This window comes from Serratia sp. M24T3, from assembly GCF_000257645.1.
Taxonomy (GTDB): Bacteria; Pseudomonadota; Gammaproteobacteria; order Enterobacterales; family Enterobacteriaceae; genus Rouxiella.
In genome coordinates this window covers 93,116-110,644 of record NZ_AJHJ01000007.1, presented here as the reverse complement: position 1 = coordinate 110,644, position 17,529 = coordinate 93,116, and the positions used below count along the sequence as shown (strand labels likewise).

The window sequence follows — 17,529 nt, the reverse complement described above, 5'->3', positions numbered from 1 at the left end:
AACCTGATGCAAGAAAGTCTCCAACTGGTGCTGGATTCAGCACCATTTTTATTGAAAGGCACCGTGTTTACCCTCGAGCTGAGTCTCGGGGGGATGGTGTTTGGTTTACTGCTCGGCTTCCTGCTGGCAATGATGCGGTTGTCGCATTTCTGGCCGCTGTCTTGGTTCTCGCGTTTCTACGTCTCTATCTTTCGTGGTACGCCACTGATTGCGCAGCTGTTTATGATTTATTACGGCCTGCCACAGTTCGGCATCGAGCTCGACCCGATCCCATCGGCAATGATTGGCCTGTCGCTTAATACGGCGGCTTACACCTCCGAGACGCTGCGCGCCGCCATTTCCTCAATCGAAAAAGGGCAATGGGAAGCAGCCGCCAGTATCGGCATGAATTCCTGGCAGACGCTGCGTCGGGTGATCCTGCCTCAGGCCGCTCGCACCGCGCTGCCGCCGCTGGGCAATAGCTTTATTGGTTTGGTGAAAGACACCTCGCTTGCGGCGACTATTCAGGTGCCGGAACTGTTCCGTCAGGCGCAACTGGTGACTTCCCGTACTCTGGAAGTGTTCACCATGTATCTGGCCGCCTCGGTAATTTACTGGGTGCTGGCTACCGTGCTTTCATTCTTGCAAAATCGACTGGAAGACCGTGTTAACCGTCAGGATCAGGAGCCAACATGAGTACCATTGACGTGAAAAAGCTGGTTAAAAAATTTCATGGTCAGACGGTGCTGCATGGTATCGATCTGCAGGTGAATGCGGGGGAAGTGGTGGCGATTATCGGGCCTAGCGGCTCGGGTAAAACCACGTTATTGCGCAGCATCAATCTGCTGGAAATCCCTGACTCCGGCACCATTACCGTCGGCAAGATTGAAATTGATGCCAGCGTGCCTATCAGCAAACAGAAAGACAAGGTTCGCCAACTGCGTCAACAGGTCGGTTTCGTATTCCAGAATTTCAACCTGTTTCCACATCGCTCGGTGCTGGAAAATATCATTGAAGGCCCGGTGATTGTGAAGGGTGAGCGGCGCGTCGACGCCGAGGCGAATGCTCGCAAGCTGTTGGCAAAGGTTGGATTGGCTGGCAAGGAGAGTGCGTACCCTCGTCGCCTGTCCGGAGGGCAGCAGCAGCGTGTCGCCATTGCTCGCGCGTTGGCGATGAACCCGGAAGTGATTCTTTTCGATGAGCCGACATCAGCGCTGGACCCTGAGCTGGTGGGCGAAGTCTTGAGCACTATCAAAGCATTGGCGCAAGAGCATCGGACTATGGTCATCGTTACTCACGAGATGAGTTTCGCCCGTGATGTCGCCGATCGCGCCATATTTATGGATCAGGGCAAAATTGTCGAACAGGGGCCGGCCAGGGAGCTGTTCTCTGCGCCGCAACAGGAGCGCACCAGGCAGTTCCTGGAAAAATTCCTGCAAAACTAGTTCCTGCTCATAGTGCGACGCGCGCCATCAACATCACTGAAATTTCTGGCTTTATTCCCTCGCCCCTTGGTGGGTGAGGGTTGGGGAGAGAATGTTTCAACTCTGCTTTTGATATAGGGCGCTCGCGCAATCCCGGTGGCCTACAGTTTTCCGGCGCTGCCGCAAATACGGATCTTGTCGGCGACCACGGCTTTCATCGCCAGTTTACCGGGAGTGATGTATTTTCGCGGGTCGTTGGCATCAGGTTGTTGATTAAAATAGCCTTTTACTGCGTCGGCAAAGGCTATTTTCAACTCTGTAGCCACGTTAACCTTGCATACGCCCAGCGCAATGGCGCGGGTTATCATCGCCTCGGGAATGCCAGATGCACCGTGTAATACCAGCGGAATATCCACCTGATTGCGGATTTTCTCCAGGCGCTCAAAGTCCAGCTTTGGCTCGCCTTGATACAAACCGTGCGCGCTGCCAATCGCCACTGCCAGCGAGTCGATCCCCGTGACTTCGACAAACTCTCTGGCGGCCAGAGGATCGGTGAAGAAACTGTCGGTAGAATCCACTATAAGGTCATCCTCCTGTCCCCCGAGCCGCCCCAGCTCTGCCTCAACGCTCGCACCATAGCGATGACAGAGCTTTACCGCCTTGCGGACAAGACTGATGTTTTGATGAAAAGGCAGGTGCGAGCCGTCGATCATCACTGAGCGAATCCCCTGTGTGCCTTGCTTTCAATGTCATCCATTTCTTCATGATGATCCAGATGCAGCGCCAGCGGCAGGTTGTAACGACGCGCGGCTGCCTGACATATTCCCACCAGATAATCAGTGCCTGCATAACTGAAGGTTCCCGGCGTACCGGCCATGATCACTGGCGAAGACATCTCGGCAGCAGTTTCGGCAATAACTTGCACTGTTTCAAGGTTATGAACGTTGAACGCAGGAACTGCGTAGCCTTCCCGCTGTGCTTTTTGCAACATTTCGCGGTTAGAAACCAAATACATAGAACCCCCTGATGCTGGCAGTGCAGTTATTGGCTGTCGCGCACTGTCGGCAAAATAATAAAGTCCAACGCCAGCTAGAGCGCAGAGGCATTAGCTGAGGCAACAGGTTTGGAGTAATGATAAATAGTTACCCCTTTTACGACGCGATTAACCTCTCCGGTGGGGCAAGGATTGTCCGGTGTCAGGCCGTGGGCCAGTGAGGTTTCCATTGCCAGCATCTGTGAAAAAAGCAAATAGGGGAACATCATCCACACGTCATCGTGGTCATCGTGCACGGTCTGCACTTCATTAAAATCATTGGGCTCGCCACTCAGACCGACCATTTTTTGCACCAGCCCGTCGCGTTTAAGTTCATGCCACAGGTCTGCATCGTATTGCCGCGCGTAACTGTCGCCAGAGAACATCAGCAGTACCAACGTCTGGTTGTCGACCATAAATTTCGGCCCGTGGCGCAGTCCCAGCGGGGAGTCGAATCGCGTAACGATGCGCCCGGCGGTAAGCTCAAGCATTTTTAGCGAAGCCTCTTCGGCAAGACCGGTAAAGCAGCTACCTCCGAGAGTGATATAACGGGTAAAACCACTGCTCGCCAGCGACTTGACCTGAGTTTGCAGGCTTTCACGCAGCTGGATGCAGCGCTCGACCATGCGATTAAGCTGGGGATAGGCTTCTGCCAGTGATTGCGGGCCCAGCAGCAGTGCGGCGGAAAGCATCATGCAGCTAAAGCTTGAGGTCATGGCAAAGCTTTGATCGTTGGACCCTTGAGGCATCACCAGCGCGAACACGTTGTCGCGTCCTGCCGCATAGTTCGCCAATTGGCTGTCAGGGTTGCAGACCAGCATCAGGTGATAGCATTCGGGTAAGAGCTGATCGGCCAAGGCAACACTGGCTACGCTTTCAGGGCTATTACCGGAGCGGGCGAACGACACCAGCAAAGTAGGGCGCGATCGGTCGAGATACTGGTGCGGATTGGCGACAATATCGGTCGTGCCATAAGCGACTACGTCACGGCCGGTTTGCTGGCGCAGCCACGGAGCCAGCGCGCGACCGGCGAATGCCGAGCTGCCTGCACCGCAAAGCACAATTTGCAGGCGCGGGTTGTCCAGCAGCGGTTGTAGAAACGGTTGCCACTGTGCGCTGGTGTCAGTTAACTGCTGATGCAACCGCCGCCACAAGTCAGGCTGTTGCCAAATCTCGCGCGCGGTGTGCAGGGCGTTGTGCTGTTCCAGCCAGTCGGTGCTATAGGAAAAGTAGTGGCTCATGATACATGCTCCTTGGCAGCGGGCTGGCAGGCATCGGCATAGTCCGTCAGCACTTCACTGATTTTGTGTATAACCCAATCCTGTGGATCGGAAGAAAGTTTGCCGGCATTAATCGCGCGCGCCTGTTCAGGCAAGAATTGACTGAGCAGCGCCAGAGGCACTGGATTTTGGCGCAGATTATCAAGCATGCGTTCGACCGTTGCCGCCACCTCTGGCAGCGGCCAGTAATAGCGCACCCGGTCACTGAGGCTGTACTGACGATGCAGATGTTGCTGATGTGGCTTGCCGGGATAATAGCGACGCCATTGCTCGGGGCGTTCGCACATCACCTGTTCCAGCGTCGAACACAGATGCGAAGCCTGATGCTCCCCCAGCCATTCGCGCTCAATGAAGTCGAGGGCAAACAGCGCTTCACGCAGGGCGAAGGTCAATGCAGGCCCCACTTTTAAGATGGCAAAATGGTCACGAACCAACTGACGATAGGCCAGCGGAGGCTGATAATCGGTTGAATGTGCTTCATAGACCAGCGTGGGCCAGTTTTCGATAAAGCGGGTCAGCTGTTGCGCGCGTTCGGGCTGATAATGCTCGACGCAGTGATTGTCAAACTCGACGCCCGGCTGAACAACCACGGCGATCACTCTTGGCCAGACTGCCGCCAGCCCCTGCGCCATCCAGGCGCTGCGATGCACGCCCAACGTGGTTTCTACGGCATCCTGTGTCGTCACGTGCATGCCTTCTTCCAGCTCGCCCTGTGCGCCGCCCGGCACCGGAACTTCAGTACCAATGACATACACTGGAGCCTCACCGCCGTGCTGTTGCCAGCTTTTCTCGGCGATGGCACACAGACGGGCCGCGCGTTTTGCCACTTCTTCGTCGCCGAGTGGCGAGGGGTCATCGGCACAGGACATGGAACAATCGAGATGGATTTTACGAAAACCCGCGGCGACATAATCGGCAATCAGCGTTTCTGCCAGCACCATGGCCTGCTCGGCGGTTTTATCCTGCCAGGCATTGGGGCCGAGGTGATCGCCTCCTAACCACACCCGTTCCCGTGGTAAGCCCAACGCATCTGCCTGCTGCCAGACCTTATCGCGAAACTCATGGGGCTGCATGCCGGTATAACCGCCAAACTGATTAACCTGATTGGATGTCGCCTCAATCAACACCGAGGTATCCCGCTGAATTGCCTGACGAAGCGCGGCCTCAATGACCCAGGGATGCGCCGAGCAGACAGAAAATACGCCCACCGGTTCACCGGACTTGTGGCGTTGGATCAGCGAAAGTAGTTGTTGCATGAAAACTCCTTAGCAGGTTATTCAATAGACAGCATGTTCAGATGCGCCTGGCTTGATACGTTTATCGGTCGGCGATAATGACCTCGACCCCGAAATCCTCTAATGACCGGCGATATTGATGAGGAATTCCGCTGTCGGTGACCAATTTGTGGATCTGGCCAATTTCCCTAATCATGCAAAAGCTGGTACGCCCAAACTTACTGGCATCGGCCACGGCAATCACTTCACGCGCGACATCGCACATTGCGCGATTTAACTGGGCTTCTCCCGGATTCGGGGTGGTAATACCGCTGACCAAATCAAATCCATCAACGCCTAAAAACAGTTTGTCGAAACGATACTGACGGATGTGCTGTTCCGCCGAGGGGCCATAGAGAGACCAGGATTTACGCCTGACGCTGCCGCCAATCACCATCAAATCCACCTGTTCATTGCTGGCCAGCTCAAACGCAATATTTAAAGCATTGGTCATGACCACCAGTTCCTGTTTGCCTTGCAGCTGCGGCACCATCTGGCTGATGGTGGAACCCGAATCCAGAATGATCGAGTCACCGTCGTTAACCAGGGCCGCTGCCGCACAGGCTATGGTGTATTTCACATCGCGATTGATACGGCCTTTGTCCTGTAACGGGCGGTCAAATACGAACTGTTTGTTAAGTTTGGCACCACCGTAAGCGCGTACCGCACAGCCGCTTTTTTCCAGATAACGCAAATCGTTACGAATAGTCACGCTCGAAACGTCGTATTGCCCGCTGAGATCTTCAACCCGCACAGAACCTTCACGACAAAGCTGGTCGATAATTAATTCTCGACGTTTAAGCGTATTAATCATTGGCGTTTACTCTCCCGAGGCAGCGGGTGCATTCCGCTGGTATTTACCTGGCTGCTTTCGGTGTTTCGCCTTGATTACAGCAAACGGAACATCGAAAATCAACGTTATTTTTTAAATAAAACCTTTAATATCATGTAGTTAATTTAACTTCTTCTTTCGGTTCGCGTTAAACCGAAAGGTCGATGGAAAGCGTCTGAATCTTCAAAGTTGTTATTTATCAGCCATTCTTTTGGCTTCTGCTATCGGGCTTTCTTTCAACAATGAAAGGCGGCAAATAACCTCTGGCTTTTTATCTTTCATTTATTGCGACGAATTTTTTTTGTGACCTTTAACCTTGGCGAGACCTTGCCGGAAAGGGGGTGTCAATGCTGGAGCAAGGCCGCACCGCGAACGCCGCTGCTGTCGCCAAACACCGGCGATAAAATAGCCGCCGGCTGGCTGTGTGCAAAAAGCCATCGGCGCATGGCCTGAGGCAACAGTTGATACAGCTCTGGCATATTTGATAAGCCGCCGCCAAATACGAAAGCGTCAACGTCAAGCATCAGTTGCAGACCCGCCAAGGCACTGGCGAGAATATCGATATACATCTGCATCAATTTTTTGGCCAGCGGGCAACCTTGCCGGTAGTGCAGCAACAGGTCAGGCACGCTGGTGGCCTGATGTTTGAAATGCTGGCTCAGCGCCAGCAGTCCACGGCCAGAAACGTAGCGTTCGAAACAACCGGTCAGCCCGCAGCTACAGCTAAACAACGGCAGATCATAACGTTGCACCAACTGGGCTGAAATCGGCATGTGTCCCCATTCGCCCGCCAGTCCGTTTTTGCCCTTGTGTAAATGTCTGTTTAACACCAGCCCGCCGCCTGCGCCGGTGCCAAGGATCACGCCAAAAACGATGTCATGCGAACGGGTTTGTTCGGTGCTGGCTTCGGAAAGGGCAAAGCAGCGACAGTCGTTTTCAATGGCAACCGGCCGGTCAAGCGTTTGCACCAGATCGTCTTCGAGGCAGTGTCCCGACAGGCAGGGCACATTCACCGACAGCTGCCTATGGCTGACCGGGTCAGTTACGCCGGGCAGACCGATGCCAATGCTGCCGCGGGTGTGCAGGCTCAAATCTGCCTGCGTCACCAGCTTTTTTACGCAGCCAAGAAACTGCTGGTAGTCAGCGGTAGGGGTGTTGACCCGTTGGCATAAAACCTGATTAAGCCCGTCGTCATAGGCCGCCATCTCAATTTTTGTACCGCCAATATCAAATCCGTAGCGCATGATTTATCTCTCTCAGACGGGGATTACGCCGAGTGAACGGCAATGACTGCGCCTTCGCGACGGGCACGCTCGGCCGCGAATACCATTAAATGACTTTCCAGCGTTTCTTTAGGGCCAGAGAGGATTTGGCTGGCATCGTTACGCCGTATGGCGTCGATAAAGTGCGCCATCAGGTAGTAATCGCCGCCGCCGTGGCCACTCATGGTGCTACTTTGGGCAGGATCGACCGTTTTCAGGTCATCGACGTCATAGACTGTTTCACTGTCGTCGATAAATGAGGTGATGCGAATAAAACGCCCGTCGCCTTCAAGCGTACCGTGACTGCCAAACAGTTGGGTCTTGCGGTCTTCATGGCGGGTAAAGGCCGTCATGGTAAATGAGGCGGTTTTGCCACCGCTAAACTGAATGTTGACGACTTGATGATCGACCACATTATTGTCACAGCGATAAACGCAGCGGCCATATTGACCGTTGCGCAGGGCAGCGAGCAAATTCTCCTGGCTGACTTCCGGGGTCAGTACGCGCAGAAAGCCCTGGGTAGATTTGTGCTGGTCGCCAAGATAGATTTTTTTGGCAGAATAGGGGCATTGGGACTCAACGCCACAGTCGAGGCAGTTATCGGCTGCGCCAGCCGGTTGGTTTTCGGCGCGAAAATGCCGCAGGCCGCCAAATGAACTCACCTGCTCGCAGGGCGTATCCATGATGTAGCGGATCCAGTCAATATCATGGCAGGACTTCTGCAACAGCATTGAAGCCGACTGCTGGTCATTGCGCCAGTTGCCGCGCACGAAGGAGTGCGCCTGATGCCAATACCCTACGGGTTCAAGATGCTGCATGCTGACGACATCACCAATCACGTTATCGCGCAGCAGCTGTTTAAGTTTTTGGGTATAGCGGGTATAGCGCAAAACGTGTCCGACCGAGAAAATAACGCCGGCGCGCTGAACCGCCGCAATAATCTCTTTGCACTCCTGGCTGTCTGGTGACAGCGGTTTCTCCAGCAGCATGTGGTAGCCCTGCGCAGCGAAAGCCAGCGCCGGTTCAAGGTGCATACTGTCCTGGGTGCAAATCAGCACGGCGTCGGCCATTTTGCTGGCCGCGGCGGCGTCACGCCAATCGTTGAATATCCCTTCTGGCGCAATGTGATGCTGTTCGACAAACTGTTGACGGTAAGCATCGCGTGGCTCGGCCACCGCCACCACGCGCATTAATTCCGGGTGAGCCAGAGCATAGCGGGAGTAGATCTCCCCTCGCGCACCGGCCCCGACGACCAACACGCTAACAGGTTTTGCGCACGATGAAGCAGGTACAGATGTAAACGACATAGTGGTTCTCCACATTGCAGGCAATCAAAAGGGCAGGCTTTTTAGTGATGTTGTTTTAGATTTAGCCCGGTTTCTTTGTCGAACAGATGCGCACGGCCAAGGTCAAAGTCGAGCCAGATTTTTTCACCCAGCAGCGGGTCCCAATCGTGGCGGGTGGCAACACGGGTAATAAAACGGTAGCTGCCGATGTCGCAGTGTAATAACTCTTCATTGCCCATCCGCTCAACGGTGACGATGGTGGCTGCGATAGCGTTTTGATGGCTTGCATCGACCAGGCGCAAGTATTCAGGGCGGATACCCAGACAGACTTCATTGGCGTGATAGCCGTTCAGCAGGTCTTGGAGCAGCGGCGGCAAATTCAGTATGGTATGTTCGCCAAGCCGCAGGCCGGTCATTGAACCCTGGCGACTGATGGGCAAGTCGTGCAGGTTCATTGACGGGCTGCCGATAAATTCGGCGACAAAACGGTTAGCCGGTGAATGATACAGATTGACCGGTTTATCAACCTGCATAATCTGCCCACGGTTGAGCACGCAAATACGGTCGCCCATGGTCATTGCTTCAACCTGATCGTGGGTGACGTAAATCATGGTGGCCCCGACGCCTTCCTGCTTGAGTTGGTTGTGCAGGTTGATCAACTGCACGCGCATCGAAACGCGCAGCTTGGCATCAAGGTTGGAAAGCGGCTCGTCAAACAGGAACACTTTAGGTTTGCGAACAATTGCCCGACCCACGGCGACGCGCTGGCACTGGCCGCCAGAAAGCTGGCCGGGTTTACGCTGCAATAAATTAGTTATTTCAAGCTTTTCAGCCGCTTCGCGCACGCGGCGGTCAATTTCCTGCTTGCTTTCTTTGCCTATCAGGCTGAAAGCCATATTTTTGTAGACTGTCATGTGCGGATAAAGCGCGTAGTTTTGAAATACCATCGCGATGCCTCGGTCCTTCGGCATGGTGTCATTCACGCACTCATTGTGGATAACAATTTGCCCTTCGCTGACGCTTTCCAGCCCGGCAATCATGCGCAGCAAGGTAGATTTAGCGCAGCCGGACGGCCCGACAAACACCATGAATTCACCATCACGAATCTCAAGATCAATGCCGTGCAGCGCCTTGAATCCGTTGGGGTAGACTTTCTCGACGCTGTGCAGTTGGATTCCGCTCATACTAAGTTCCTTAATCCGGGTGTGAAACGCAGGGTCAGCCTTTTACGCCTGAACTGGCGATGCCCTGAATGAAGTAGCGCTGAAACAGAATAAACAGCATCAGCATCGGAATAATCGCCATCAGCGCACCGGCCATCAGCATCGGGTATTCCACTCCCGCACGGCTTGAAAGCGAAGCCAGACCTACCGGCAGCGTGAGCTTGTCATTGCTGGTGTTGACGATCAGCGGCCACATCAGGTTGTTCCAGCTCCACAGGCCATTAATAATGACGCAGGCGATAATGCCAGGGCGGACCAGCGGCAGCATGATGCGCCAGAAAATAGCGAAATGACTGTATCCGTCCATCAACGCGGCCTCTTCCATCTCTTTTGGCACGGCCATGAAAAATTGACGCAGCAGGAAAGTGGCGTAAATGCTGAAAATTCCCGGCAGGATCATGCCGGTGAGGGTATTAATCAGACCCAGTTTCTCGACGACTAAAAACTGTGGAATCAAAAACGCTTGCCCCGGCACCATCAGAATCGAGATACACAGGATGAAAACCACATTGCGTCCGCGAAAATGCAAACGGGCAAAACTGTAGGCCGCCATCGTTGCCACCACCATTTGCAGTGTGACGGTAAAAAATGTCGACAGGATCGAGTTCAGATAAAACTGCATAAAAGGGATTTCATGCAAAATGCGCGAATAGGCTGAAAAATCAGGATGCGCCGGCAGCATTTGAAGTGGGATCTGAATGCTTTCGGCCTGAGTTTTCAGTGAAGTAATCAGCATCCAGATAAACGGCATCACTGAGGCGAAGCTGGCGAGCACCATAAAGGCGTACACCGCAATTTTCTGAGTATCAATTTTTTTTGCCGCCTGCGAGATGCCCGGCAAGTCCTGAGATGTGGATGAGAATATCGTCACGGGAGGCTCCTTTACGCCACTTTCAAGCGTTTGCCAATGGCCATCTGGACAAGAGTTATCAACATGGTGACCACAAACAGCACCACGGTGATGGCGGAGGCATAGCCTTTTTCCTGCAAATAAAAGGCGTTTTTATAGAAAAGATAAGTAATGGTCATGGTGTCGCTTTCGACCATCGAGCGGTCGAACATCAGGAAAATGACGTCAAAGATTTGCAGCACTTCGATAAAACTCATGACGGATACAAAGAATAGTGTCGGCACCATCATTGGCAATGTCAGGCTGAAAAAACGGCGCAGGGTGCTGATACCGTCAATATCGGCGGCTTCATAAATGGATTTCGGAATATTTTGCAGGCCAGCGAGCAAAATGATGATTTTTAGCGCCAGAGATGACCAGATGATAATCACCGATACGCTGATTCGCACCACGTCAGGGTCAGATAACCAGCCAATTGGCGATACGTGAAAGAAGTGCAGAAGATAATTGATCAGGCCAAAGTCTTTGTTAAACAACCACTGCCAGACCATGGCCACTGCGGCGGGCATGGTGACGGCGGGTAAAAACAGCAGGGTGCGAAATACCGCCTTGCCGCGAATATTCTGATTAAGACCTATGGCCAGCAGTAGTGAAAGTGTCAGACTGATCGGCACGCAAATCAGCACATAGAACAGCGTATTGAAAATGGCCGAATAAAAGTCATCATCACTAATCAGATCACGATAATTATCGAGATTAAAGGTGGTCCAGTGCATGAACTGGTCGAGGTCGGTAAAGCTGTAAAAGATATTTTGTAGAAATGGAATGAAGTAAAACACCAGCAGCCCAATCAGCAATGGCAGCACCATCAGCCATCCCCAGAATCGTTCGGCGCGCTCCAGACGAGTCAGCGTTTTGCGGGAACTGCCGGTGGAGACAGCGTTAACATTGGCGCTAACGGGCTTTTGCCGTTCTACCGTAACGGAAACTGATTCTGCAAGCGACATGGTGAATACCTCAGGTTCGTGTGCAAAGATCTTCTCCAGCCAGATAGCCTGTTCAGGCTGGAGAGGAGATTTTGGCGATACAGCTACAAATTTTTCATTCAAAACAGCTTTTTATCGCGGGTCAGTCATTACTACTCATTCATTACTACTCATTCATCACGCGGGTAATTTTCTTGACTGATTTATCCATTTCCTGCTTGGCATCGGCCCCCATAAAGATGCGTTTTAAACTGGCCGTCCAAATATTCTGCCATTTAGGCGTGTTGGTTCCGGCCGTAGGGTAGGCCTTGGTGAAATTGAGCGTATCGATATAAGGCGTGACATCTACATTCTTGATGTTGGCGGCCCAGGCTTTGGCGGCAGTTTTATTGGCGGGTATCACTGCCTTGGCAAGAATTTCCTGGGATGGCACCGAGCTCATAAACTGGATATAGCGCCAGGCTTCGGCCTTGTGCGCACTCTTGGCAGAGATTGCAAAACCGAGGCTGTGGGCAACACCTGACTGGCGATCAATCTTCGGCATAATCACCACGCCAATGTGGTCGTTGATCAGTGGATTGTTGGCAAATGGCGCAGCGAGCCATGAACCGGCGTAGGCCATTGCCGCGCGATTGGACTGGAAGACATTTTCGATATTCACTTCACTCATCTGTTGAGCCGTTGGCAGCAGGCCAGATTTCATCATTTCCTGCAGCTGCTGATAGACCCAGATTGACTTGGCATTATCAATGTCGGTAGGTTTACCGTCGGTGGGCACCACGTTATTACCGGCCTGATAGAGCAAGTTAAGATAACTTTCCTGACCGTCGGTGCTGAGATTCATCACGAGAGGGAACTCGTCACCTTTTAGACCGACTTTAAGCTGGGTCGCTTTGGCTTTGAGCTGGTCCCAATTCCAGTCGTTGGTCGGGTAACTCACCTTGGCTTGGTCGAAGAGTTTTTTGTTATACCACACGGCTATTGAATCGACATCACGAGGAATTGCCAGCTGCTGCCCGTTATATTGATAAGCTTTAACTGAACTGGCGACGATATTATTCACATCCAGTTTACTTTTCTCAATATCACTGTTTAAAGGTTCTAATAAACCGTTTTTCGCATACTGGATAAAATAAGGCATGTTTATCCAGAATATATCCGGTGCAACATTCCCCGCGGCTGCGGCATCTAATTTCACAAAGTATTGCGCGGCGGGGGTGAGCTCAATATCAATTTTTATATCGGGATTTTCTTTTTCGAAGTTTTTAGCAATCTGCTGCTCCGCTGATAATTGGTTTCGATCCCATACCGCATAGCGTAAAGTCACCTGCTGCGCTGCCTGCGAAGATAAAGAAAATAGGGCAGGTAATAATAACGCTGACGCAATAAGGCTTCGGCTAATAAAGGTCGGAGCAAATAAGAAGGCAGTGCATTTTGTTCGTGACATTGATATCCCCTGAGTCGTTCGAAAAATAAACACTTACGTAACGTACATTCTTTCTATCTTCTAAATTTCGGTGTGTCAATATGGCTGCTTTTGCCCTAAATCAGTGCGAGCACCTTTCGATGTTGTTAAGAGTGAAAGGGTTAAAGTGAAAGTTGAAAGCAGATTTATTTGTTACTTACCGATAATGGATTCTGTAGTAGCCCCAGAGAACAAGGGGTTTCAAGGGCAGATTTACAGGCTTATGGTGGCTGAAACCCTGCACTACAATAGGGAATAAAAAAGCTTTTATTGTGCAGCCTGATAAATCTTTCATTTTTGTGATGCAAATAAACAAAAAAAAGAAATTTTGTCGCCTTAAGCACCTGTGACATTGCCATCTTCGATTATCAATGAGATCTGATCTCATTCTCGCGCCTGTTAATTTAGCATCTTAATCCTTGAGTGTTTAATAAAAAGGTGTCAGGCTAAATATTCATATTCTTTAGCCGCTACTGCGAGTCTGACTATTATGGTTCTGTCATTGTCTTTTACTCATAGTTTAGAAAAGATATTTCATCAGAGGTTATTGCCTGTCTTTGCACCAATAAATCATCTTTCATTGTTAAACAATGAAACCCTCTCCTTTCAATGTGTATATTGTTTGCATAGAATGGATGATGAACCGCGCAGGCAATTACGCTATGCGCTGGAGGGTAAATTATCAGAATATCTTTCAGTGCGTCAGGTTCGTCATGTGCCCAGTCTTTTCCCTTGCTATAACACTACTGATAAAGATTATCTGACCACCGAACCAGGATTATTCCCAGACCCGCTAATGCCTTTGCCCAATAATTCTTTTTTCGTTAACGGCAATTATTACGGCAGCCTGTGGTTAACATTGTCCCCCGAAAAAGAAAGTTTACCCGCTGGAAATACCTCTCTGACTTTGCGAATTTATGATGTCGAAAGTGAAAGTTTACTTGGCGAAGTGAGCCTTGATATTACGGTAATACCTCAGGCATTACCGACACAGCGCTTGCTGCATACTGAGTGGCTACATACAGATTGTCTGGCCGACGTTTATCACATTGAAGTATTCAGCGAGCAGTGGTGGCGTGCGGTAGGTAATTTTGTGCGTTGCGCGGTCAAAAATGGCGTGAATATGATTCTTACGCCAGTTTTCACCCCGCCGTTGGATACGGCAATTGGCGGCGAACGCACCACGGTTCAGCTGGTGGGCGTCACGCAAAGTGCCGCAGGTCGTTACCATTTTGACTTTTCAAAGCTCGGGCAATGGGTAGAAATGTGCCTGCATGAGGGCATCAGTACTTTTGAAATATCGCACCTGTTTACCCAGTGGGGCGCTAATCATGCACCCAAAATCATGGTTGAAAAAGAGGGGAGTCTGGTAAAGGCGTTCGGCTGGCAAACGGATGCGCACGGTCCTGAATATCGAGATTTTTTGCATGCATTCTTGCCACAGCTTTGTGCCTGGCTGCGAAATAAAGGGCTGGAAAAACAGACTTGGTTCCACGTTTCGGACGAGCCAAAAATGGCGGATATTGATGCCTATCGCCGCGCCAGTGAACTTATCCGCCCGCTGATTGAAGGTTTTCCAGTGCTGGACGCTTTGTCGGATTACGAGTTTTATCAGCAGGGACTGGTGCAAAATCCTGTCACCGCCAGCGATCATCTGGAGCCGTTTCTGGAAAATCAGGTTCCCGGTCTGTGGACCTATTACTGCTGCGTACAGAAGCTCGAGGTTTCTAACCGTTTCTTTGCCTTGCCTTCTTATCGCAACCGGATTATTGGCGTGCAGCTCTACCTGTATTCGATTACCGGCTTTCTGCATTGGGGATTTAATTTCTATAACAGCGGCCACTCGCGGGAGCATCTGGACCCGTTTGCCATTACCGATGGGCAGGGAGCTTTCCCCTCTGGCGATCTTTTTGTCGTCTATCCCGGCCAGGACTACCAGCCGATCGAGTCTTTGCGACTGATGGTGCTGCGTGAGGCGCTGCAGGATTTACGTGCGTTACAGCTGTTGGAGGCGCTAACCAGCCGCGACCAGGTCGAGGCGCTGATTGCAGGCCTGGCGGGGATGCGCATCACCTTCAAGCAGTATCCGCGTCAGGCAGAGTTCCTGCTGGAATTAAGAAAACAGGTAAACCAGCAGCTAGCACAGGCTTCATCCTCGATTGCCCAGCAAGCCAGTTTTAAATGAAATAAAAACGGGTTCTCTCCAGTAGAAAGAACCCGTTATTTTCCAGTTCCCTGAGCTTTAAGAAACTGTTTTAGACTTATTCAGCTTAGATATCAAACCTGTCCAGATTCATCACTTTGGTCCATGCCGCCACGAAGTCTTTAACAAACTTCTCTTTGGCATCGCTGCTGGCATAAACTTCGGCGTTGGCGCGTAATATTGCGTTTGAGCCAAATACCAGGTCAGCGCGAGTTGCGGTGAATTTCACCGATCCATTTGAACGGTCACGGCCTTCGAAGATTTCCCCCGAGCCATCAGTTGCTTTCCACTCATTGCGCATATCCAGCAGGTTAGAGAAGAAATCAGTGGTAAATTCGCCGACTTTATCCGTGAACACGCCGTGCTGGCTGCCGTCGTAATTTGCCCCCAACGCCCTTAATCCACCCACTAAAACCGTTAACTCAGGCACAGTCAGAGTGAGCTGTTGCGCCTTGTCGATCAGCAGATTTTCAGTCGGTGTGCTGCTTTCAACGCCGCGATAGTTACGGAAACCATCAGCTTTAGGCTGTAGCCATTCAAAAGAGTCAATATCTGTCTGATCCTGACGCGCATCCACACGGCCCGGCGTGAATGGTACGTCCACGCTGACACCCGCTGCTTTAGCCGCTTGCTCAACGCCAACAATACCTGCCAGAACGATAACATCGGCCAGAGAAGCCTTGTTATATTCTTTCTGAATCGCTTCCAGAGTTGGCAATACGAGCGAGGCAATGGCGTTAACTTCCCATTCCCTTTGCGGCAGCAGCGCCAGTCTTGCACCGTTGGCACCACCACGTTTATCACCACCGCGGAAGGTAGAAGCCGAGGCCCATGCAACAGAAACCAGTTCACTGACACTGAGTCCCGAAGCAGCAATCTTTTCTTTAAGATAGGCGGTGTCTGCGCTTGTCGGGTTATGGATTGCCTGCGGCAGTGGATCTTGCCAAATCAAATCTTCGCCTGGCACTTCTGGTCCGATATAACGCGCTTTTGGCCCCATATCTCTGTGGGTCAGCTTGTACCAGGCTCTGGCAAAGGCTTCATTAAATGACTGCGGATCGTTTAGGAAACCACGGGATATTTTCTCAAACTCCGGGTCGAAACGCAGGGTAAGATCGGTAACCAGCATGGTAGGTTTGCGTTTTTTGGTATGATCAAACGGGTCAGGGATGATATCTCCCGCATCGGCGGCTTCAAACTGAATGGCACCGGCCGGGCTGCGGGTCTGAACCCACTCGTATTTGAACAGGTTTTCAAAGAAATAGTGGCTCCACTGCGTTGGCGTTTGTGACCAGATGACTTCCAGACCGGAAGTAATGGCATCGGCACCCGCGCCGGAAGCATAGCTGCTTGCCCAACCCAAACCTTGAGATTCAATACCAGCGGCTTCCGGGTCATCGCCCACGTGATCGGCAGAACCGGCACCGTGCGTTTTACCCAACGTATGACCACCGGCAATCAAGGCCACGATCTCTTCATCGTTCATGCCCATATTGCCGAAGGTGGCACGGATGGCCGGAGCAGCAGAGAGCGGATCGCCGCTGTGTTCAGGGCCTTCAGGGTTGACGTAGATAAGCCCCATTTCCGTAGCACCCAGCGGTGATTTTGCCAGCGCTTCCGGATGGCGGTGCTCAAGCCAGGTTTTTTCGTCACCCCAGTTAACGTCAAGATCTGGTTCCCAAACGTCCTCGCGCCCGGCACCAAAGCCAAAGGTGCGGAAACCCGAGTTTTCCAGAGCAACGTTACCGGCGAGGATATACAGGTCGGCCCATGAAATTTTTTGACCGTATTTTTGTTTTACCGGCCATAAAAGACGACGCGCCTTATCGAGACTGACGTTATCAGGCCACGAGTTCAATGGCGCGAAACGTTGTTGACCACGGCCTGAGCCGCCCCGGCCATCTACAGAACGGTAGGTGCCTGCGCTGTGCCAGGCCATACGGATGAAAAGCCCAATATAACTACCCCAGTCGGCAGGCCACCACGGCTGCGACTCGGTCAGTAACGCTCTCAGGTCGGACTTGAGCGCGCGATAATCGAGTTTTGAGAATTCATGACGATAGTCGAAATCTTCGCCCAACGGGTTAGAGCGATTGGAGTGTTGATTCAGCAGGTCAACTCTGAGCTGGTTAGGCCACCAGTCTCGATTATTTGTCCCGCCGCCTGCAGTTTCATTCTTATTGCCCGCATGAAAGGGACATTTCCCGACATCTGCTTCTCTGTCTGCTTCAACAATGGGTTTTGCAGGTTTATCTGCATCATCAATAGGACTGCTCATAGGTATTCTCCTTTTATTAATTCGCATCACTACCCTATACGCGGGCGTTGATAAGTCATACCTGAATTACTCTATGGATTTGATAGCCTTTTGCCCCAGTATCAACATATTGATAAGGGTCGTCATTGTTTGCCCTTTGCCACAAAATGAGTGT

13 protein-coding genes and 1 pseudogene are annotated in these 17,529 nt (G+C 51.7%); 3 read left to right on the top strand and 11 right to left on the bottom strand.

Annotated features, from left to right (window positions below):
- Window positions 1-6: 6 nt before the first annotated feature.
- Window positions 7-675, top strand: coding sequence for a cystine ABC transporter permease (gene tcyL / locus SPM24T3_RS08265; protein ID WP_009636280.1), 669 nt, complete (start codon window positions 7-9; stop codon window positions 673-675).
- On the top strand, window positions 672-1,424 hold the full coding sequence (tcyN, locus tag SPM24T3_RS08260; protein ID WP_009636279.1) for an L-cystine ABC transporter ATP-binding protein TcyN: 753 nt from the start codon (window positions 672-674) through the stop codon (window positions 1,422-1,424). The genes tcyL and tcyN overlap by 4 nt, the downstream gene beginning before the upstream one ends.
- A 140-nt stretch (window positions 1,425-1,564) precedes the next feature.
- Here tcyN and SPM24T3_RS08255 read toward each other — a convergent pair.
- From SPM24T3_RS08255 to SPM24T3_RS08210, 10 genes and pseudogenes are all read right to left on the bottom strand, one after another.
- Window positions 1,565-2,418: pseudogene (locus SPM24T3_RS08255) on the bottom strand (tagatose bisphosphate family class II aldolase).
- A 74-nt stretch (window positions 2,419-2,492) separates the two neighbouring features.
- The gene (locus SPM24T3_RS08250; protein WP_009636278.1) at window positions 2,493-3,677 is read right to left on the bottom strand and encodes an SIS domain-containing protein; all 1,185 of its coding nucleotides are present in this window, start codon (window positions 3,675-3,677) and stop codon (window positions 2,493-2,495) included.
- A complete protein-coding gene (locus tag SPM24T3_RS08245) occupies window positions 3,674-4,972 on the bottom strand; it encodes a D-tagatose-bisphosphate aldolase, class II, non-catalytic subunit (RefSeq protein WP_009636277.1) in 1,299 nt (432 codons plus the stop codon). The genes SPM24T3_RS08250 and SPM24T3_RS08245 overlap by 4 nt, the downstream gene beginning before the upstream one ends.
- A 61-nt stretch (window positions 4,973-5,033) precedes the next feature.
- A complete protein-coding gene (gene agaR / locus SPM24T3_RS08240; protein ID WP_009636276.1) occupies window positions 5,034-5,804 on the bottom strand; it encodes a transcriptional repressor AgaR in 771 nt (256 codons plus the stop codon).
- 362 nt (window positions 5,805-6,166) lie between these two features.
- On the bottom strand, window positions 6,167-7,066 hold the full coding sequence (locus tag SPM24T3_RS08235) for an ROK family protein (protein ID WP_009636275.1): 900 nt from the start codon (window positions 7,064-7,066) through the stop codon (window positions 6,167-6,169).
- 23 nt (window positions 7,067-7,089) lie between these two features.
- Window positions 7,090-8,391, bottom strand: coding sequence for a Gfo/Idh/MocA family protein (locus tag SPM24T3_RS08230; RefSeq protein WP_037377959.1), 1,302 nt, complete (start codon window positions 8,389-8,391; stop codon window positions 7,090-7,092).
- A 41-nt stretch (window positions 8,392-8,432) separates the two neighbouring features.
- Window positions 8,433-9,554, bottom strand: a complete 1,122-nt coding sequence (locus SPM24T3_RS08225; protein ID WP_009636273.1) for an ABC transporter ATP-binding protein — start codon at window positions 9,552-9,554, stop codon at window positions 8,433-8,435.
- Window positions 9,555-9,588: 34 nt separating this feature from the next.
- Window positions 9,589-10,371 carry a carbohydrate ABC transporter permease gene (locus SPM24T3_RS08220; protein ID WP_050956150.1) on the bottom strand — a complete coding sequence of 261 codons (783 nt, stop codon included), beginning with the start codon at window positions 10,369-10,371 and terminating at the stop codon, window positions 9,589-9,591.
- A gap of 104 nt (window positions 10,372-10,475) precedes the next feature.
- Entirely contained in the window at window positions 10,476-11,450 is a 975-nt protein-coding gene (locus SPM24T3_RS08215) for a carbohydrate ABC transporter permease (protein WP_009636271.1), read from the bottom strand.
- A 145-nt stretch (window positions 11,451-11,595) separates the two neighbouring features.
- Window positions 11,596-12,876, bottom strand: a complete 1,281-nt coding sequence (locus tag SPM24T3_RS08210) for a sugar ABC transporter substrate-binding protein (protein WP_009636270.1) — start codon at window positions 12,874-12,876, stop codon at window positions 11,596-11,598.
- 649 nt (window positions 12,877-13,525) lie between these two features.
- Here SPM24T3_RS08210 and SPM24T3_RS08205 point away from each other — a divergent pair.
- On the top strand, window positions 13,526-15,079 hold the full coding sequence (locus tag SPM24T3_RS08205) for a DUF4091 domain-containing protein (protein ID WP_009636269.1): 1,554 nt from the start codon (window positions 13,526-13,528) through the stop codon (window positions 15,077-15,079).
- An 85-nt stretch (window positions 15,080-15,164) separates the two neighbouring features.
- Here SPM24T3_RS08205 and katG read toward each other — a convergent pair whose 3' ends face one another.
- On the bottom strand, window positions 15,165-17,375 hold the full coding sequence (gene katG, locus SPM24T3_RS08200; RefSeq protein WP_009636268.1) for a catalase/peroxidase HPI: 2,211 nt from the start codon (window positions 17,373-17,375) through the stop codon (window positions 15,165-15,167).
- Window positions 17,376-17,529 lie beyond the last annotated feature (154 nt).